The following is an 18550-nucleotide window of genomic DNA, read 5'->3' as shown; positions in this document are numbered from 1 at the left end:
TTATAACACGTTTCAACAGATTTTTCTGTAACCTTCTGACGCTTTTTATGATAAAATATGATTTATGAAGATAAATACAACCTTGGGCCTTCTGGCAGGAAAGCTTTCCGGCTCTATTCTAGAAAAAATGGGGCGGGGATCAACCCTACCAGGTAAAGTAGCCCTCAAATTTGATAAAGATATTCTCAGTCAACTGGCAAAAAACTATGAGATTGTTGTGATTACAGGGACAAATGGGAAAACCCTGACCACTGCGCTGACCGTAGGTATTCTCCAAGAAGCTTTCGGACCGATTTTAACCAATCCAAGCGGGGCCAATATGATCTCTGGGATTACAACGACCTTCTTACGGGCTAAGCGTTCGAAATCAAATCGACCGATCGCGGTACTTGAAATTGACGAGGCCAGCCTCTCTCGGATTTGTGATTATATTAAGCCCAGCCTTTTTGTGGTCACCAATATTTTCCGGGATCAGATGGACCGCTACGGTGAGATCTATACGACCTACCAAATGATTTTGGATGCCATTCACAAGGTCCCAACTGCGACGGTTCTGTTAAACGGAGATAGTCCGCTCTTTAATAGTCAGACCTTGTCCAATCCAATCCAATATTACGGATTTGATACAGAAAAAGCAGAGCCACAACTAGCCCATTACAATACCGAAGGAATCCTCTGTCCGCATTGCCACAACATCCTCAAGTACAAGCTCAATACCTATGCTAACTTGGGAGATTATATCTGTGAGCACTGTGGTTTCCACCGGCCACCACTGACCTATGCCGTATCGGATCTCCTCTCTTTAACCCATCGATCTTCCAACTTCCGGATTCAAGGCCAAGACTACCACATCAATATCGGTGGTCTTTACAACATCTACAATGCCTTAGCAGCTGTCTCTGTTGCTGGATTCTTTGGAGTGCAACCTGAAGTGATCAAACAAGGATTTGATCGCAGTCGCGCTGTCTTTGGTCGCCAGGAAACCTTTAAGATTGGGGATAAGGAATGTACCTTGGTCCTGATTAAAAATCCGGTTGGTGCGACCCAAGCCATTGAAATGATCAAACTAGCCCCTTATCCCTTTAGCTTATCGGTTCTCCTCAACGCCAACTATGCAGACGGAATCGATACGAGCTGGATTTGGGATGCCGACTTTGAGCAAATCACCCAGATGGACATTCCAGAAATCAATGCTGGCGGGGTGCGCCACTCTGAGATTGCTCGGCGACTTCGGGTCACTGGCTATCCTGCTGAACAGATCACAGAAATGGCTGATTTAAAAGAGGTCTTCCAACGCATCCAGCAACAGGAAACCCCTCACGCTTATATTTTAGCCACCTATACGGCCATGTTAGAGTTCCGTGAACTCTTGGCCCAAGAACACCTGATTGAAAAGGAGATGCACTAATGACTTATACTTCCCTAGAATCTTCTGATCAGGCACAGTATCCCTACAGCCTGCGCATTGCCCATCTCTATGGCAACTTAATGAATACCTATGGGGACAATGGGAACATCCTCATGCTCAAGTACGTTGCGGAGAAGCTTGGAGCCCATGTCACTGTTGATATCGTCTCTCTCAAAGACCGGTTCGACCCTGATGCCTACGATATCGCCTTTTTCGGCGGCGGGCAAGACTACGAGCAGACCATTGTATCTGAGGACCTACCAGATAAAAAAGAAGACCTCGAACGCTTCATTCATGACGATGGCGTGGTCCTGGCTATCTGTGGTGGCTTTCAGCTTCTAGGCCAATACTACATTGAAGCTTCTGGCAAACGCATTGAAGGGCTCGGTATTATGGGCCACTATACGCTCAACCAAGTCAACAACCGCTATATCGGTGATATCAAGATCCATAACGAAGAATTTAACGAAACCTATTATGGTTTTGAAAACCACCAAGGTCGGACCTTCTTGGCTGAGGATGAAAAACCACTGGGCAAGGTCGTCTACGGAAATGGGAACAATAAAGAAGATGGTTGCGAAGGGGTACATTACAAAAACGTCTTTGGCAGCTACTTCCACGGTCCTATCTTGTCCCGAAATGCCAATTTGGCCTATCGCCTAGTGAGCACTGCCTTAAAAAATAAATATGGCAAGGACCTTTCCCTACCGGCTTATGAGGAGATTCTAAGCCTAGAGCAGCCGGAAGAATACGCTGATGTGAAAAGCAAGGCACCGACTGAACAATAAGGAGATAATGATGAACAAAAATAATCTACACTACATTGCTTTATTACTTTTAATTTTATTGATTGCTGGTATTTCCCTTGCAAACATGCAATCAGTCACTGTGAATTTCCTCTTGGTCCAATTTAAATTGCCCTTGATCATTCTGATCTTGCTCTGTGTCCTCTTGGGTGCATTTGTCATGACCTTGGTTAATTTTTCAAAGGGCTTCTCCCTAAAAAAAGAACTCAAGAGCACTCAAAAGCAACTAGAGGAAGAAAAGAAAGAAGTTAAAATAGAAGAAAAAAATAACAACTAAAAAAGCACCGATCGGTGCTTTTTTTATGCTGATGTACCTTCTTTTGCTTGTAATTTCTTGGCGACTACTTGTGCTAAGAGTGAAAAGAGGATGACGCCAGCTCCTATCAAGAGAAAAGATTCTACACGGACACTTGGCAACCAGGTCATCAAGCCTTTAGCCACAGGCATAAAGAGAATGGCCAAGGTAAAAATGGTGCTTAAGACCCGGCCCAGATAGTCTCCTTCTACCTTAGTTTGAACCTGGGTAAAAAAGTGGATGTTAAAAATTGTCATAAAGAGCTCACAGACTAGATTTCCAGAAAAGGAAAGAAGAGGCGGAAGGGGCAAGCCCATCATGAAGACTCCTACTCCTGTTAAAATCAATAAGAAAAGTAGCATTTCCATGCTTGATTTAAATTTATTAGCAATCAAGGCTCCGATGATAGAGCCAATAGCGCCCAAGGTTAAGATGGTCGCATATGCTCCTTTGACCCCGTAAAGGCGATTCGAAAAAGGAATCAAAAACTCAAAAGCTGCAAAAAAGAAATTGACGCTGGAAGCCACCAACAAGAGAAAGAAAATCTCTTTCTGATGCCAGATATAGTGCAATCCATCCTTCATATCCGAAAAAATATCTTTTCCCGTAAGCCGTTTCTTTTCCTGAACCTTGGCTTCTTCTTTCGGAAGGAAAGCGACCAGAACAAAGGCGATGAAAAAAGTTAGCGCATCTAGTAAGAGAGTCGCATGGAGACTGGCAAATTGTAAAACAAGGAAAGAGAACACAGGAGAACTAACACCGACCACTTGTAAGGTCAACTCCAAGCGGGCATTATAGGTCACAATCTCATCCTTTTCTACAACTTCTGTGATAATGGCTTTATTAGCCGTACGAGAGAAAGCAAAAGCAATGGCCTGGACAATATTGGCAACAATCAGGCCTGCAATCATCAAGCTATCATTTGTGATAAAAGAAATTCCCAAACAAAGGAGACCACAAACCAAGTCGGTCGTCATCAAAATCTTGCGACGGGAAAAACGGTCTGAGATCACGCCTCCAAATGGATTGACTAGAATGGAGGTGACGAGTTCAGAAATCTGATAAATCCCCAACACTGTCTTTCCTACCGTCCCCATCGAAGCCAGCCAAACACTGTTCCCATAGTCATAGAGCATATTTCCCATTCTATTGATCGCCCCACGAGCAATCAACTGGATAGCATGTCGATTCATAAAAAACCTCCTTCATTTTCTGAAACTATTGTATCAGTTCATGAAAGAGGTTTTCATTTTGTCCCCTATTTGGGAAAATTAATGCTTTACAAATTTATCAAAGGATCCCTACTGTTCTTTTGATTGAAGTTGCTTAGCTACTAGCTGAGCCAAGAGTGAAAAGAGAATAACCCCAGCTCCAATCAAGAGAAATGATTTCATACGGACGCTTGGCAACCAAGTCATCAACCCTTTGGCGATGGGCATAAAGAGAACAGCCAAGGTATAAATTGTGCTCAATACTCTACCTAGATAATCATCTTCCACCTTGGTTTGTACTTGAGTAAAAACGTGGATGTCGAAAATGGTCACAAAAAATTCACAGACCAAATTTCCTGAAAAGGAAAGATAAGGCGGAAGGGGCAAGCCCATTATGAACACTCCTATCCCTGCCATGATCAGTAAAAACAGGAGAATTTTCATACTTGATTTCATTTTATTGGCAACAAGTGCTCCTAGAATAGATCCAATAGCTCCCAGCGTTAAAATGGTCGCATAAGCTCCTTTAACCCCGTATAGACGATTCGAGAAGGGAAGTAAAAACTCAAAAGCTGCAAAAAAGAAATTGACGCTAGAAGCCACCAATAATAGAAAGAAAATCTCTTTCTGATGCCAGATATAGTCTAACCCATCCTTGATATCAGAAAAAATATCTTTCCCGGTAAACTGTCTCCTTTCTTGCACCTTAGCTTCTTCTTTCGGAAGGAAAGCCACTAGGACAAAGGCAATGAAAAAGGTCAGCGCATCTAATAAGAGGGTCATATGAAGACTGGCAAATTGTAGAACTAGGAAAGAAAAAACAGGTGAACAGACACTAACAACCTGTAAGACTAATTCCAAGTGAGCGTTATAGGTCACAATCTCTTCTTTCTCTACTACCTCGGTAATAATGGCTTTATTGGCAGGTCGAGAAAAACCAAAGGCAATGGCCTGAACAATATTGGCAAAAATAAGAGCCGCAATCATCAAGCTATCATTTGTGATAAAAGAAATCGCCAAACAAAGGAGCCCACAAACCAAGTCGGTCGTCATCAAAATCTTGCGACGAGAAAAACGGTCTGAAATCACTCCTCCAAAAGGATTCACGAGAATCCCTGTCACTAACTCAGAAATCTGATAGATCCCTAATACCGTCTTTCCTATAGTACCCATCGAGGCCAGCCAGACACTATTCCCATAATCATAGAGCATATTTCCAATTTTGTTAATCGCTCCACGACTAATTAATTGGACCGCATGTCGGTTCATAAAATCTCCTTTATCACTGTCCTATTTAGAACATTCATTTTTTACAAATTTATCAAAGTGTTCTTGATAATAGGCCACCTGCTCTGGCAGTCCCAGCACGTCAAAAATATGCATGGCTTCCTGCATTTGCTGCCGCCCTTCTTCTGTTTGCCCCTTTTGATAGAGTTCAAATCCCTTGAGATAATGAAAGACATTGCGTTCGTAGAGCTTGATGCTCTTGCCGATAATCTTTTCTACATAGGCTTCAAAATAGCTGGCATTTTCAAAAGAACAGTGTTCTAAACAATGCTGGTAACAATTCAGAGCCAGAATCAAGACCAGTTTTCGATGGCGACCAATTTCTTTGTAGAAATCTTCACGCTCCATCACTTCTCTCCCAAGCCGTGTGACATAGTCCACCTCATAAAAGCTGTAGAGATTGCCAAAGAGGATCAACTCATACATGGTCCACTCTTCCGTTTGAAAGAGGTAATCTGCCACCTTATCCAGATCACGCTGCTTCATCGTGTAGCTGGCATCTCTCTGGCAAATCAGGCCTTGTAGCAGGATCCAGTTCAGCTCAAAATAGAGGGGATTGGTGGAATGTTTGGCTTTTTCAAGTTGTTCTCTTTGAAGCTTTTGAAAACCTGCAATATCATTTGAATAGTAAAGTGGAATAATCTGAGCCATTAAGGCGACATGCTCATGGTGTTGAAAATTTCTGGCCTTATCCATAAAATTCTCAATTGTCACATGGATATTGTCCAAAATGTCAAAGAAGCGCGAAGCAGCCAGATCCGACTCCCCCAATTCAAAACGGGATAACTGGGAGGTCGAGCAAGCCTCTCCTGCAGCTTCTTTCAACGAATAATTCTTACTGATTCGAAATTCACGAAAAACTTTGCCTAAATCTTCCATTTGATTACCACTTAAATTCCTTTAAGTGCCTTTCTAACTCTTGCAAGTACCCTTCGTAGAATCCTAGATCTTCTTTCACGGAAACATCTAATTGTCTTAAGTAGGAAATCAGCCAATCAACCAATAGATCATACTGATGAAGAGGTAGGCGTTTCATCTGCTCTTCAACAAAAGAAATGGCCTCTGCAAAGCGCTGCTCTTCTAGAACTTGCTGAAGATAGTGAGCCCCGTTGATGAGTCTTCCTTCCTCATCTTCATACTGCCCCAAATCTAAATTTTGAATCTGTAGGCGCAAAGTTGTACCAATCATGTCGGCTACACCTTTAACCTGCTTCATAAACCAATCATTTTCAGTCGCCATAATGTTCTCCTTATACAAATTAGAAAACTATACTTACTGCGCTAGTTCTTCCCATTCTAGCTCGGCTTCTTCTTGGGCGGCGCTCAGCTGGTCGATTTGCTACTGGCTCTCCATGAGTTCGCAAACGTCAGTGGCCCGCAACTTCTTTCAACGTGTAATTCTTATTAATTCGAAATTCACGAAAACTTTGCCCAAATCTTCCATTTATTCCACCTGCTCTGACAGTTCTGCCCACTCTTCCATGACCGCTTCCTGCTGGACAGTCAGTTGATCCAGCTCGCTTTGGAGTTGAACCAAGTCGGCTGCGTCGTTGGTGCTATGCATAGTTTCGCTGATTTCTTGGATTTTTTGATCCAGCTCTTCCATCTCCGCTTCCAATTGCTCAATGCGACGAGTGATTTTCCGGAGTTCCTTCTGGTTTTGCTTCTGCAAGTGATAATCATTGCTGGTGCCTTCTTCGGTCGAAGAAACAGGCACAGCTTCTGCTTGTGCTGCAGCAAGGGCCTCTAACTCTGCTTTCTTCTCCAGATAATAATCGTAGTCTCCTAGGTAAAGAGTTGAGCCCTCTTCTGAGAGTTCCAAGACTTGTGTAGCCACCCGATTGATAAAGTAACGGTCGTGGCTGACAAAGAGCAGGGTCCCGTCAAAGTCAATCAAGGCATTTTCTAGCACTTCCTTGCTATCGATATCCAAATGGTTGGTCGGCTCGTCGAGAATCAAAAAATTGTTATTTTCCATGGACAGCTTGGCTAGAAGCAAGCGGGCCCGCTCTCCACCCGACAGCATGCCGACGGTTTTCTTGACATCATCCCCAGAGAAAAGAAAGGCTCCCAGTCGATTGCGAATTTCTACTTCTGGCGTCAGTTTAAAGTCATTCCAGAGCTCATCCAAGACACTGTTGTGAGGCGTTAGTTTACTTTGGGTCTGGTCATAGTAACCCACCTCGACATTGGCCCCAAAACGAGCTTCACCCTTGATAAAAGGAATCTGCCCGACGATGGACTTGATAAGAGTAGATTTCCCGATCCCATTTGGTCCCACAATAGCGACCGCATTCATCTTGCGGATATCCAGATTGATGGGCTCTGACAGGATTTGATCGTCATAGCCGACGGCTGCCTCTTCTACTGTCAGGACGACATTTCCCGAGGTCTTATCAGAATGGAAGGTCATATGGGCAGACTTACTTCCAGCTTCCGGCTTGTCTAGACGCTCCATTTTTTCCAACTGCTTGCGCCGAGACTGGGCTCGCTTGGTAGTCGAAGCCCGCACCAAATTACGATTAACAAAGTCTTCCAGAGCTGCAATTTCTTTTTGTTGCTTCTCGTAGTTCTTGGCTTCGGTCAACAGTTTTTGCTCTTTTTGCTCCACAAAACTGGAGTAATTACCGACATAGCGATCTAAAGAATGCTTGGTCAAGTCCAGTGTAATAGTTGCGACCTTATCTAGGAAATACCTGTCGTGGCTGACAATGAGAAGGGCACCACTATAATTGACCAGATAGTTTTCCAACCAGGCGATCGTCTCAATATCCAAGTGGTTGGTCGGCTCATCCAGTACCAGGAGATTTGGTTTTTCCAAGAGCATCTTGGCCAGAGCGAGACGGGTATTTTGCCCACCAGACAGCTCCTCAATCTTCATCTGCCACATGGACTCATCAAACTTAAATCCGTTGAGAATGGCGCGAATATCAGCTTCATAGGTGAAGCCACCTGCCTGACGGAATTCTTCCGAGAGACGGTCATAGTCCTGCATGAGTTTTTCTAGGTCAGCTCCAGTTTTTTCCCCCATCTCAAGCTCCATCTGCCGCAAGGTTTTCTCGGTCTTTCTGAGGTCGTCAAAGACATGGAGCATCTCATCGTAGATAGTATTGGACGACTCAAAGCGGCTATCCTGGGCTAAATAAGAGAGAGAAAGATCCCGCTTTTTATTGATTTCTCCTGAAGTTGGTTCTTCCTCTCCCACCAAGATTTTTAAGAGCGTAGACTTGCCGGCTCCGTTCTTTCCGACCAGGGCAATCCGGTCCCGTTCATCCACCTGCAGGCTGATATTATCAAAAAGAACCTCCCCTGCAAAAGAGCGTTCAATTTTGTTGGCTTGTAAAATAATCATGTCCTTATTTTACTATCTTTTTTCAGATTAAACAAGGAAAGACGAGCCATCAAAAAAATCCTGAGCCCCTTGAGGCTCAGAACTTTTAGAAAGTATTTTAAAACTTATTCTTCCTTGTATAATTGTCGGACTGCTTCCACATCTGTATCCTGAATACTGTAGAAGGAGCCAGCTGGTTGCATGACCGATTCTCCATCAGTGTGGTCCAGCCCAATGGCATGGCCTAGCTCATGCTCAGCTGTATTGACAATCCGATCATAACTGTAGTTATAGACATAATTTAAAAGATAATGGCGATTGAGACGCACTGTGATGTGGGTGAAGCGGTTGGTTAAGAGGTTGGTCTGAGAGGCAGTCTCTCCTGCAGCAGAAACGGATGCGTTATCCATTTCTGTCAAAACCACATTAGCCTCTTTTTCATTTGTAACCAACTTGAAGGTAAAGGCGCCTGTTTGGTTCCAAGCCTCAATAGCATCCCGATAAGCTTTTACAAAAGTTTGACTGATATTGGGATCCAAATAGACCGTAGCCTCCGCTTTTTCCCAGCGAGCGCCACTATGCTCATGATTGTCCGTCTGCGTGGTCTGTGAGCTAGGCGCCATCCCAAAGCGCGATGCAAAGCCCTGATCACCAAATAAATTGCCGACTTGATAGACAACCTTTTGGGCAGCTCGTCCAAACCCATCCATACCAGAACTAGGAGAATCTGTGAAATAGATGATCCCCACTAGAACGAGAAAACTGATGGCAATGGTCCAGAAAAATCCCCAAAAAAGACTCCAAGCCATGCGAAGGATTCCTCTGAAAAATCGAAAAATGGTTCTCATACATTCTCCTTTCTCTTAAAGAAGGTATGCAATTGTAACACCCCATTCTTAAAAATAACTTAAATAGCCATGCTTTCTGGCTTATTGATGAACGGTTACTTTTCCTGTCTGGTAATCCAGGCTAATACCACTTTGAACATTGGGAACAAAGACATTGAACTCAAGGGTCCCGTCACTCGATTTGGCTTCGATCTGTGATCCTAATGGAATCAGATCTTCTGGATGGTTGTAGATCAAGGTCACCCGATAGCGGATCCGCTTGTTCTTATCCAGTGCTTTTCGGACCAGGGTCTCATAGTAGTTTTGACCGGTGGAATGAGGATCATTGGCTTGATTGGACCAAGCCGTTTGCACAGCGATATTTTTGGGATTGCTAGTCGAAGCATCGAAACCTTTGAGATTACCGATCAAGGCATAGCCCAATAGGTGGCCCCGATCCACAGCATGGTCATACTCGCCTGACAGATGATGGACCTGATGCCAACCTGCTGGTTTCCAATCGGTTAGGCCACTACCTGTTGCATCTCGATCTCTGTACTGGCGAGTCGCCTTAGTCATAATAGCGTTCGCAACCGTCGGCACGGTCTTTCCATTCACTTCTTTTGTCTTGTTATCCGCATAGGGTTGACTAGCCACACTGGCATCCAGATCTGTCCGATTCCCCTTAACTACAAAGGCTCCTGCGCCGTTCCATTCCAAGTCATTCCCTAATTGTGAACGGGCAGATTTCGTTAATACAGAGCTAGCTAACTCTTTACTAGGTGTTTCTTGTTGGCTACTAGTCACCACCGAAACAACCTGATCCGTCGCTTCTTTTACCGTCGGTTGATTAAAATAATAGCCCCCGATAGCTAGGGCCGTTGCCACCACAAAACCTGCGAGGGTTTGTTTGGTTCGTTTTGTGAATACTTGTTTTGTCATACCTCTCTCCAAAAAAGAGCAGCGCTAGATGGGTCATTGACTCGATTCGCTGCTCTCCTTTTTACTCAATTTTAGTTAAAAGCTTATTTGCCTGTTAGCTTTCCAATGATCTCTGACCAAGTGTCCGGAGAGAGAATGGACCATGGATTTTTTCCATCTCCAATCACTCCATAACCAATGACCAAACCAACTGCAAAAATGATGATTCCAATCACAGCCAACAGGAGGACAATCCCTAGCTGTTTTCCAACATAGCGAAGATTAGTTTTCATCGTCTTCTTCCTCTACACGTTTCACGTCTGCACCTAGCGCCACCAATTTCTCATGGAATTGATAATAACCACGATCTAAGTGACTTAATTTGCTGACTTTCGTCTCTCCTTCTGCTACCAAGCCCATCAAGACCAAGGTTGCACTTGCTCGTAAATCGGTCGACATAACCTCTGCACCTTGGAAGCTTTCCCCTCCAACGATACGAGCTGTATCCCGCATAATATCCGAGTGAACGCCCATCCGACGCATTTCTTCCAAATGCTGGAAGCGATTCTCAAAGACCGTTTCAATCATGGTAGACTCACCTTTAGCCATGGCCATCAAGGCTGTGAATTGAGCCTGCATATCGGTTGGGAATCCTGGGTAGGGAAGAGTTTTAACGGTCACTGGACGGAGCTTACTGATATCCGACTGAATTCGAATTCCATTTTCTTCTTCGGTTACCGTAACACCCATCTCCTGCATCTTAGATAGAAGCGGACGGTTGTGTTCCCAAATGGCATCTTCGATCAAGACATCTCCACCAGTCATGGCTGCCCCAATCATAAAGGTTCCGGCCTCGATGCGGTCTTGCACAACATTGTGGTTTGCCCCGTGCAAGCTCTCCACACCAACAATAGTCAAAGTCTCAGTTCCTGCCCCCTTAACATTAGCCCCCATTTTATTGAGCAAGAGAGCTAGGTCAACAATTTCAGGTTCTCGAGCTGCATTTTCAATCACAGTGACTCCATCAGCCAAGGTTGCCGCCATCATAATATTTTGTGTCGCCCCTACTGATGGGAAGTCCATATAGATGTGTGCTCCCTTGAGACGATCTGCTTTTGCTTCAATATAGCCGGCTGTTTGGGTAATTTCAGCGCCCATAGCTTCCAGACCTTTCAAGTGGAGGTCAATCGGACGACTACCGATCGTACAGCCACCAGGCATGGAAACTTTGGCATGGCCATTGCGTGCCAAGACAGGACCCAAGACAACGATAGAAGCCCGCATCTTGCTCACATATTTATAAGGCGCTTCCTCAGACAATTTCTCTCGCGCATCTACGACAACCGTATTATCTTCTTCATTGAAGGTTACTTGTGCATTCAACCCACGAACAACATTGTTCATTGTAAAGACATCTGATAAAACAGGTACATTTTTCAAGGTTGTCACGCCCTCGCTTGCTAGAACTGTTGCAGCAAGAAGAGGAAGGACAGCATTTTTGGCTCCTTCGATTTTGACGGTTCCAACCAGTCGATTATGACCACCATTAACGATTATTTTTTCCATACGGGATTGTTCTCCAATTTCTTAAAGTCACGCTTTCTATCATACCATATTTTTTATAAAATGTGGTTAGAATTGGCCAATAAAAATCTGCCGACTCATCTCATACACGCTGATAAAAAATGAGCTGGCTAGATAGCCGATTCCAATGCTGAGCATCAAGATCAAAAAACGGATTTTAACAGCATTTTCAGTACTTACTTTTAAAAACTTTTCCCATTGAACCAGGTTCAACAATAGGTAATAGGCAAAAAAGATAAACAATAAATGGCTTGAAAAGTTAAAAATCATTTGGATCATACAGCTATTATACCATATTTGATTCTCACTTTCTTCTTTTGATTCTCACTCAACAAAAATAAGGCGAGGACAAGACCTCTACCTTATTTTGAATATCTTATAAACGATTTCCGACATTAATCCGGTTAATGGCGCGTTGAAGAGCAATTTTAGCACGACGTTCCATATCAACCGAATGCTGATCTTTGGCTTCTTCAATCGCTTTTTCAGCTCGCAGTTTGGCACGTTCTGCACGACTAATGTCGATATCTCGAGCACGTTCGGCAGAATCGGCAACAATGGTAATGACATTATCTACTACTTCGATAATCCCACCATTCACGGCGATCCAATTAATATGTTTGTCATCGTCGACACGACGAACCTTTACTTGGTCTACAGCCAAAACCGCAATGGTATTGATATGATGAGGTAAAATCCCTAATTCACCATCAATTGTCTTGACAGATACAAATGCGGCATGATGATCATAAACCAGTCCATCCGGTGTAACGATTTGGACGTTCATTTGACTCATCTTTCACCTCTTCTTAGAATCCCATTTTTTCAGCTTTGGCAATCACATCTTCGATCGATCCAACACCACGGAAGGCATCTTCAGGAAGATGGTCATATTTTCCGTCCAAGATTTCTTTAAAACCACGAACAGTTTCTGCAACAGGTACGTATGAACCAGGTTGACCGGTAAATTGTTCCGCAACGTTGAAGTTTTGTGACAAGAAGAATTGGATCCGGCGAGCACGAGCAACCAAGGTCTTTTCTTCGTCAGACAATTCATCCATCCCCAAGATCGCAATGATATCTTGCAATTCATGGTAACGTTGAAGGACGCGTTTGACCTCAGAAGCTACTGCATAGTGTTCTTCTCCTACGATTTCTGGAGAAAGGGCACGTGAGCTTGATGCCAATGGGTCCACCGCAGGGTAGATCCCCAATTGTACCAATTTACGTTCCAAGTTGGTTGTTGAATCCAAGTGGGCAAAGGCGGTTGCTGGCGCTGGGTCTGTATAGTCATCGGCTGGCACATAGATGGCTTGGATGGAAGTAACAGAACCTTTCTTGGTTGACGTAATCCGTTCTTGCAATTGCCCCATTTCAGTTGCCAAAGTAGGTTGGTAACCAACGGCTGAAGGCATCCGTCCCAAAAGGGCTGATACTTCAGATCCGGCTTGGGTGAAACGGAAGATATTGTCGATAAACAAGAGAACGTCCTGACCTTCGACATCACGGAAGTATTCCGCAATGGTCAAACCAGTCAAAGCAACACGCATCCGTGCTCCAGGTGGCTCATTCATTTGTCCAAAGACCATGGCTGTTTTTTCAATAACGCCAGATTCTTTCATTTCCCAGTAAAGGTCATTCCCTTCACGTGTTCGTTCCCCAACACCGGTAAATACAGAAATACCACCGTGTTCTTGGGCAATATTATGGATTAATTCTTGAATCAAGACAGTCTTCCCAACTCCGGCACCACCGAAGAGTCCGACCTTCCCACCTTTCAAATAAGGGGCTAAGAGGTCAATGACCTTGATCCCTGTTTCAAGAATCTCTTCTGAAGTAGAGAGCTCGTCAAAGGATGGAGCTTTTTTGTGGATGGAGTCACGAGGAGCATCCTCAGCAAAAGGTTGATCCAAGTCAATGGTATCTCCAAGAACATTGAAGACACGTCCCAAGGTTTCTTTTCCGACTGGAACAGAGATTGGACGACCTGTGTCCAAGACTTCCATTCCACGTGTTAAACCATCGGTTGATTCCATGGCGATGGTCCGTACGACCCCATCACCAAGTTCCAAAGCTACTTCAAGAACGACTTTTGATTTTTGTTGGTCATTTTTATAGACTACAAGCGCATTATTGATCTCAGGAAGTTTATCTCCAACGGAAAAGGCAACGTCTACGACGGGACCTACGACCTGAGAAATTTTGCCTAAACTCATGTCATTCTCCTATTCTAAGTAATTTCTACTGCTCAAAAGTTCTTTTTCGAGCATCTGTTTTTGTATATAAAATTGTATCCGACAACTATTCAAGGGCGCTAGCACCAGCAACGATTTCAGTAATTTCTTGTGTAATCGCTGCTTGACGAGCACGGTTGTATTGAATCGTTAATTCATCAATGACTTTCTTGGCATTGTCTGTTGCAGTTTGCATGGCCATCATCCCCGCAGCATTTTCAGCTGTTTTAGCATCAATAATGGCACCATAGATCATGCTTTCAGCAAATTGAGGGAGCAATTGATCCAAAATGGCATCTCGACTAGATTCCAATTCTAGATTCAATACATAATCCTCATCTGCTTCATTGGGGTCCAAATCAATAATCGGAAGCATCTGTTCTACCCGCATTTGGCTAGTTAAACTGTTAACGTGATGGTTGTAACAGACATACAACTCATCAAACAAGCCTTCCTGATACATTTGGACTGTTTTTGAAATGATCTTACGAACTTCCTTAAAGCTAGGCTGATCAGGCAAACCACGCAATTCATAAACCGGCTGAATCCCACGGGCACGGAAGAAATCCGCACCGACACTTCCAATACAGATCACTTCAAAGTCATCTCCAGTTGGATGGTATTCTGCCTTCATTTCCATCATGGTTTTAAGGATGGAGGCATTGTAGCCTCCGACCAAACCACGATCGGATGTAATCACGATATAAGCTGTCTTTTTTACCGGCCGACTCACCAACATGGGATGGGACTTAGCATTTTCTGTTTCATGTCCATGGAGCAAGTCTGTTAATAACTTACGTACCTTAGCGGCATAAACCTGAAAATCCTTGGCCGCTTGCTCCGATTTCCCGAGTTTAGCAGCAGACACCATCTGCATGGCATTGGTAATTTGACTGGTATTTTTAGTGGATGCAATTTTATTTTTTATATCATTTAATGAAACTGCCATCTTCCACTCCTATTTCTATTTGAAATTTGACTGGTTGACAAATTCTGTAAGGGCTGCATCCAGTTCTTCTTCTGCTGGAAGATCATGTGTCGAACGAATCGTCTCAAAGATTTGGTTATAATGTGCTTCAAAGTAATCAAACAACTCTTCTTGGAAACGAAGAATATCGTCTACTGGAACACTATCTAAGAAACCATGAGTCAAGGCATACAAGATCACGACTTGTTTTTCAACTGTCAATGGTTCATGAACAGGTTGTTTCAAGACTTCAACTGTTCGGCGACCACGGTTCAATTTCGCTTGAGTCGCAGCATCCAAGTCACTACCAAATTTCGTGAAGGCTTCCAATTCACGGTATGAAGCAAGGTCGATACGAAGGGTACCCGCAACTTTCTTCATAGCCTTGATTTGGGCAGCTCCCCCTACACGGGATACAGAAGAACCTGCATCAATGGCCGGACGAATACCAGCATTGAACAAACTATCTTGCAAGAAGATTTGTCCATCTGTGATCGAAATCACGTTGGTTGCGATATAAGCAGAAATATCTCCTGCTTGGGTTTCAATGATTGGAAGAGCTGTAATAGAGCCACCACCCAATTCATCTGAAACTTTAGCTGAACGTTCCAACAAACGGCTGTGGAGATAGAAGACATCCCCTGGGAAGGCTTCACGTCCTGGTGGACGACGAAGAAGAAGGGACAATTCACGGTAGGCTACGGCTTGTTTTGACAAATCATCATAGACGATCAAAACGTGTTTACCGTTATACATGAACTCTTCTGCCATGGCAACCCCGGCATAAGGTGCCAAGTAGAGCAATGGAGACGGTTGGGAAGCCGAAGCGGTTACCACAATCGTATAATCCATGGCTCCGTATTTACGAAGAGTTTCTACTTGCGTACGAACTGTTGATTCTTTTTGACCAATCGCCACATAGATACAGATCATGTCTTGACCCTTTTGGTTCAAGATGGTATCGATGGCAATCGAAGTTTTCCCTGTTTGACGGTCCCCGATAATCAATTCCCGTTGACCACGTCCGATTGGAACAAGGGCATCAATGGCTTTCAAACCAGTTTGTAGGGGTTCTGAGACAGATTTCCGTTGCATAACGCCAGGAGCTGGTGTTTCAACTGGACGGAATTTATCTGTCACAATCTCACCCAAACCATCTACTGGTTGGCCCAGTGGGTTGACAACCCGACCAATCAAGGCATCCCCTGCAGGGACTTCCATGATTTTACCTGTACGACGGACAGAGTCTCCTTCACGAATATCCGTGAAATCACCCAAGATGATGATCCCAACATCCGTTGTTTCTAAGTTTTGGGCCATCCCGTATGAGCCATTTTCAAAGATCAACAACTCACCACTCATGGCATTTTCAAGACCATGAGCACGGGCAATCCCGTCACCAATGTAGGTTACAACACCTGTCTCAGTGACGTCAAAGTTTGGCTTGAAATTTTCAATTTGTTGCTTAATTAAAGCGCTGATTTCTTGTGCGTTAATCGCCAAAATTCACACCACTTTCTATTTCAATTTAGATTTTATAACTTGCAATTGGTGTTTGAGACTGGTATCCAACGTTTTATGATTGGCTGTCACGACAAAGCCACCAATTAAATCTGGATCGATCTTTTGTTGGATCGAGCGAACTTGAATCCCAAATTTTCTTTCGATAATGGGGATTAGCTTTTGCTCTTGAACAGGATCCAAACCAGCAACCGTCGTAACAGTGACGACAAAAGCGTTACTCAACAGTTGAATCTGATCCAAACAAATCGTTACAATGTCATAAAATAAGGCTTCACGATGATTGAGAATAACCACTTCAATCAAATGGTCGAGTAATTGTGAATCAGAGGGTTGAAAAAGTCTTAGACTTTTTGCTTTCTCTTCATCCTCTACACCGATATGAGCTAAGAAGTTAGCAAGTCCAGTCTCTTCAAAAATCCCCTTGATTTGGGTCAATTTTTCAAAGACTAGGTCTTGTTCTCCTTTTTCAAAGACCAATTGAACAAAAGGCTGGGTATATTTCTCAATCACCATCAGTTGCTTTTTGTCCATTAGGCTTCTCCTAATTCATCAAGATAGCGATCGATCAGTTGGCGTTGACCTTCAGCATCCAGCTGTTGACTCAACAATTTGCTGGCAAGATTGACAGTGAGATCTGCCACATCGCCTTTGATACTGTTCAATGCTTCTTCTTTGTTATGCGCAATTTCTTGTTGCGCTTTTTCTTTCAAACGTACTGCTTCTTGAGTGGCTTCTGAAAGGATCTGAGATTTGTTCTTTTCTGCAGTTTCCTTTGCATTTTCGACAATAGACGCAGCTTCTTTGCGGCTACCTGCCAACTCTTCTTCACGTTTACTTGCTAGTTCCTCAGCTTTTTGACGAGCTGATTCTGCTCCATCAATATCATCTGTAATCTTTTTGGCACGCGCTTCTAAAATTCCATTGATATTGTTCCATGCAAATTTCTTTATTAAAAAGATTAATAATAGGAAGGAACCAGCAATGAGAATAAAGTTACCAATAATTTCACTCATTGATACATGCATTCTTCTACTCCTCCTCTACTTACTCTTCACCATTAATTTTCTTACCAATATAGATTGATGACAACATGGTAAACACATAGGCTTGGATACATGAAATAAAAATTGAAAATGCAGTCCATGCCATGCTACCAATAAAGGCAAATGGATACCAATAGAAAGCTTGGTGTGATAAGTTCACGAGCAAGCTTGCTAATACCTCACCCGCAAAGATATTTCCGAAGATCCGAAGTGCCAAGGAGGCAAAGTTCGTTAATTCTTCCAAAATATTCATGGGGGTCATAAATCCAGGTGTCACAAAAGCCTTTAAATATTCCTTCACACCACGTCGGCGAATTCCTTCTACATGGGCGATTAAGGTGATCAAAAATGAAAAGGCAAAGTCATAACCCAGGTTAGCGGTTGGTGATGTCCACAAATTGTAACCATTGGTCGTTTCGATTTTAGCCATCAATCCAATGTTATTGGCCACTAAAAGAAATAGGAAAAGAACAAACAAGAACAAGGAATAGTCCTTTATATAATGTTCCCCAATATTTCCTTTGGTGAAGCCTACGACAAAGTCATATGCGTATTCCAGCACATTTTGTTTGCCCTTTGGTCGGATCGTCATTTTACGGCTGGCCCAATAAATAAAGCCAAAAACCACCAAAACAGCAATCAAGGTCATAGCAAGTAGGGTCAAATTAAAAGTTACAGGTCCAAGAGTTATCGTTGGAGTGATACTTTCTTCCAAGTTTTGACACCTCCTTTTCTAAAATAGAAGTGCTTATTTGATAATGAAGGCCATAACCAAGGTTACGAAGAAAGTACCTTCGACAAAGGCAACACCAAGAATCAAGAGGCTACGCAATTGACCAATAATTTCTGGTTGACGAGACGCAGATTTCAATAGGCTGCTCATCATCAAACCTTCTGCCAGTGATACACCAAAGCAGGCTAAACAAAGACCTAAAAATGTTAAATTCATGATGAATTCTCCTTTTATAAATTTTACCTCCTTAGTTTACTCCTAAAAGATATAATAGTCAAATATTTCCTAGCAAAGTAAGCGTTTTAGTGAAATTACGTTATTTTTTTAATATGATAAACTTTCCTATCTACGATTGATTTCTTTTAATTTTTAGACGCTT

21 protein-coding genes are annotated in these 18550 nt (G+C 43.2%); 3 read left to right on the top strand and 18 right to left on the bottom strand.

All coding sequences use genetic code 11. The features are described 5' to 3' along the window. The first annotated feature begins 64 nt into the window (after positions 1-64). The 3 genes from murT to TZ97_RS02510 are packed head-to-tail and all read left to right on the top strand — an operon-like array spanning position 65 to position 2491. Positions 65-1408 (top strand): lipid II isoglutaminyl synthase subunit MurT, encoded by a 1344-nt coding sequence (gene murT / locus TZ97_RS02520; protein ID WP_045759264.1) that lies wholly within the window; start codon positions 65-67, stop codon positions 1406-1408. Next, positions 1408-2196, top strand: coding sequence for a lipid II isoglutaminyl synthase subunit GatD (gene gatD / locus TZ97_RS02515; RefSeq protein ID WP_045759263.1), 789 nt, complete (start codon positions 1408-1410; stop codon positions 2194-2196). The genes murT and gatD overlap by 1 nt, the downstream gene beginning before the upstream one ends. A 10-nt stretch (positions 2197-2206) precedes the next feature. After that, a complete protein-coding gene (locus tag TZ97_RS02510) occupies positions 2207-2491 on the top strand; it encodes a lipopolysaccharide assembly protein LapA domain-containing protein (protein WP_024056107.1) in 285 nt (94 codons plus the stop codon). Positions 2492-2514: 23 nt separating this feature from the next. Here TZ97_RS02510 and TZ97_RS02505 read toward each other — a convergent pair whose 3' ends face one another. From TZ97_RS02505 to TZ97_RS02420, 18 genes are all read right to left on the bottom strand, one after another. After that, positions 2515-3702: an MFS transporter gene (locus tag TZ97_RS02505; RefSeq protein WP_045759262.1), complete on the bottom strand. Its 1188-nt coding sequence runs from the start codon at positions 3700-3702 to the stop codon at positions 2515-2517. A 108-nt stretch (positions 3703-3810) separates the two neighbouring features. Next, on the bottom strand, positions 3811-4989 hold the full coding sequence (locus TZ97_RS02500) for an MFS transporter (RefSeq protein ID WP_045759261.1): 1179 nt from the start codon (positions 4987-4989) through the stop codon (positions 3811-3813). A gap of 21 nt (positions 4990-5010) precedes the next feature. Beyond that, a complete protein-coding gene (locus tag TZ97_RS02495; RefSeq protein WP_045759260.1) occupies positions 5011-5886 on the bottom strand; it encodes an XRE/MutR family transcriptional regulator in 876 nt (291 codons plus the stop codon). Positions 5887-5890: 4 nt separating this feature from the next. Further along, positions 5891-6247, bottom strand: a complete 357-nt coding sequence (locus TZ97_RS02490) for a hypothetical protein (RefSeq protein ID WP_045759259.1) — start codon at positions 6245-6247, stop codon at positions 5891-5893. A 204-nt stretch (positions 6248-6451) separates the two neighbouring features. Further along, entirely contained in the window at positions 6452-8359 is a 1908-nt protein-coding gene (locus TZ97_RS02485) for an ABC-F family ATP-binding cassette domain-containing protein (RefSeq protein WP_045759258.1), read from the bottom strand. Positions 8360-8463: 104 nt separating this feature from the next. Then, positions 8464-9186 carry a M57 family metalloprotease gene (locus TZ97_RS02480; RefSeq protein ID WP_021152905.1) on the bottom strand — a complete coding sequence of 241 codons (723 nt, stop codon included), beginning with the start codon at positions 9184-9186 and terminating at the stop codon, positions 8464-8466. Between the two features lie 81 nt (positions 9187-9267). Next, positions 9268-10107 (bottom strand): DNA/RNA non-specific endonuclease, encoded by an 840-nt coding sequence (locus TZ97_RS02475; protein ID WP_045759257.1) that lies wholly within the window; start codon positions 10105-10107, stop codon positions 9268-9270. Positions 10108-10190: 83 nt separating this feature from the next. Next, positions 10191-10379, bottom strand: a complete 189-nt coding sequence (locus TZ97_RS02470) for a DNA-directed RNA polymerase subunit beta (protein WP_003006464.1) — start codon at positions 10377-10379, stop codon at positions 10191-10193. After that, positions 10369-11652 (bottom strand): UDP-N-acetylglucosamine 1-carboxyvinyltransferase, encoded by a 1284-nt coding sequence (gene murA, locus TZ97_RS02465; protein ID WP_045759256.1) that lies wholly within the window; start codon positions 11650-11652, stop codon positions 10369-10371. Before murA ends, TZ97_RS02470 begins: the two co-directional genes overlap by 11 nt. A gap of 66 nt (positions 11653-11718) precedes the next feature. Then, positions 11719-11949, bottom strand: coding sequence for a DUF1146 family protein (locus tag TZ97_RS02460; RefSeq protein ID WP_013903322.1), 231 nt, complete (start codon positions 11947-11949; stop codon positions 11719-11721). A gap of 97 nt (positions 11950-12046) precedes the next feature. After that, on the bottom strand, positions 12047-12466 hold the full coding sequence (locus TZ97_RS02455; RefSeq protein WP_045759255.1) for a F0F1 ATP synthase subunit epsilon: 420 nt from the start codon (positions 12464-12466) through the stop codon (positions 12047-12049). Between the two features lie 13 nt (positions 12467-12479). Further along, the gene (atpD, locus tag TZ97_RS02450; RefSeq protein WP_013903321.1) at positions 12480-13886 is read right to left on the bottom strand and encodes a F0F1 ATP synthase subunit beta; all 1407 of its coding nucleotides are present in this window, start codon (positions 13884-13886) and stop codon (positions 12480-12482) included. Positions 13887-13971: 85 nt separating this feature from the next. Continuing rightward, positions 13972-14853, bottom strand: coding sequence for a F0F1 ATP synthase subunit gamma (locus TZ97_RS02445; protein WP_003011829.1), 882 nt, complete (start codon positions 14851-14853; stop codon positions 13972-13974). Between the two features lie 15 nt (positions 14854-14868). Continuing rightward, positions 14869-16374, bottom strand: coding sequence for a F0F1 ATP synthase subunit alpha (gene atpA, locus TZ97_RS02440; RefSeq protein WP_003006447.1), 1506 nt, complete (start codon positions 16372-16374; stop codon positions 14869-14871). 15 nt (positions 16375-16389) lie between these two features. Then, positions 16390-16926, bottom strand: coding sequence for a F0F1 ATP synthase subunit delta (locus TZ97_RS02435; RefSeq protein ID WP_024055549.1), 537 nt, complete (start codon positions 16924-16926; stop codon positions 16390-16392). Continuing rightward, positions 16926-17420, bottom strand: coding sequence for a F0F1 ATP synthase subunit B (atpF, locus tag TZ97_RS02430; RefSeq protein ID WP_004219970.1), 495 nt, complete (start codon positions 17418-17420; stop codon positions 16926-16928). The genes TZ97_RS02435 and atpF overlap by 1 nt, the downstream gene beginning before the upstream one ends. A gap of 19 nt (positions 17421-17439) precedes the next feature. After that, the gene (gene atpB, locus TZ97_RS02425; RefSeq protein ID WP_004219958.1) at positions 17440-18153 is read right to left on the bottom strand and encodes a F0F1 ATP synthase subunit A; all 714 of its coding nucleotides are present in this window, start codon (positions 18151-18153) and stop codon (positions 17440-17442) included. 33 nt (positions 18154-18186) lie between these two features. Continuing rightward, on the bottom strand, positions 18187-18387 hold the full coding sequence (locus TZ97_RS02420; protein ID WP_003006433.1) for a F0F1 ATP synthase subunit C: 201 nt from the start codon (positions 18385-18387) through the stop codon (positions 18187-18189). Positions 18388-18550 lie beyond the last annotated feature (163 nt).

This window comes from Streptococcus parasanguinis (genome assembly GCF_000963275.1).
GTDB lineage: Bacteria > Bacillota > Bacilli > Lactobacillales > Streptococcaceae > Streptococcus > Streptococcus parasanguinis_B.
The sequence above is the reverse complement of the archived record's forward strand: the minus strand, read 5'-3'. Positions and strand labels throughout refer to the sequence as shown.

Bases quoted from the DNA above. Each gene is read 5' to 3' on its own strand.
- murT (WP_045759264.1), top strand. From the start codon at position 65: ATGAAGATAAATACAACCTTGGGCCTTCTGGCAGGAAAGCTTTCCGGC.
- gatD (WP_045759263.1), top strand. From the start codon at position 1,408: ATGACTTATACTTCCCTAGAATCTTCTGATCAGGCACAGTATCCCTAC.
- TZ97_RS02510 (WP_024056107.1), top strand. From the start codon at position 2,207: ATGAACAAAAATAATCTACACTACATTGCTTTATTACTTTTAATTTTA.
- TZ97_RS02505 (WP_045759262.1), bottom strand. From the start codon at position 3,702: ATGAATCGACATGCTATCCAGTTGATTGCTCGTGGGGCGATCAATAGA.
- TZ97_RS02500 (WP_045759261.1), bottom strand. From the start codon at position 4,989: ATGAACCGACATGCGGTCCAATTAATTAGTCGTGGAGCGATTAACAAA.
- TZ97_RS02495 (WP_045759260.1), bottom strand. From the start codon at position 5,886: ATGGAAGATTTAGGCAAAGTTTTTCGTGAATTTCGAATCAGTAAGAAT.
- TZ97_RS02490 (WP_045759259.1), bottom strand. From the start codon at position 6,247: ATGGCGACTGAAAATGATTGGTTTATGAAGCAGGTTAAAGGTGTAGCC.
- TZ97_RS02485 (WP_045759258.1), bottom strand. From the start codon at position 8,359: ATGATTATTTTACAAGCCAACAAAATTGAACGCTCTTTTGCAGGGGAG.
- TZ97_RS02480 (WP_021152905.1), bottom strand. From the start codon at position 9,186: ATGAGAACCATTTTTCGATTTTTCAGAGGAATCCTTCGCATGGCTTGG.
- TZ97_RS02475 (WP_045759257.1), bottom strand. From the start codon at position 10,107: ATGACAAAACAAGTATTCACAAAACGAACCAAACAAACCCTCGCAGGT.
- TZ97_RS02470 (WP_003006464.1), bottom strand. From the start codon at position 10,379: ATGAAAACTAATCTTCGCTATGTTGGAAAACAGCTAGGGATTGTCCTC.
- murA (WP_045759256.1), bottom strand. From the start codon at position 11,652: ATGGAAAAAATAATCGTTAATGGTGGTCATAATCGACTGGTTGGAACC.
- TZ97_RS02460 (WP_013903322.1), bottom strand. From the start codon at position 11,949: ATGATCCAAATGATTTTTAACTTTTCAAGCCATTTATTGTTTATCTTT.
- TZ97_RS02455 (WP_045759255.1), bottom strand. From the start codon at position 12,466: ATGAGTCAAATGAACGTCCAAATCGTTACACCGGATGGACTGGTTTAT.
- atpD (WP_013903321.1), bottom strand. From the start codon at position 13,886: ATGAGTTTAGGCAAAATTTCTCAGGTCGTAGGTCCCGTCGTAGACGTT.
- TZ97_RS02445 (WP_003011829.1), bottom strand. From the start codon at position 14,853: ATGGCAGTTTCATTAAATGATATAAAAAATAAAATTGCATCCACTAAA.
- TZ97_RS02435 (WP_024055549.1), bottom strand. From the start codon at position 16,926: ATGGACAAAAAGCAACTGATGGTGATTGAGAAATATACCCAGCCTTTT.
- atpF (WP_004219970.1), bottom strand. From the start codon at position 17,420: ATGCATGTATCAATGAGTGAAATTATTGGTAACTTTATTCTCATTGCT.
- TZ97_RS02420 (WP_003006433.1), bottom strand. From the start codon at position 18,387: ATGAATTTAACATTTTTAGGTCTTTGTTTAGCCTGCTTTGGTGTATCA.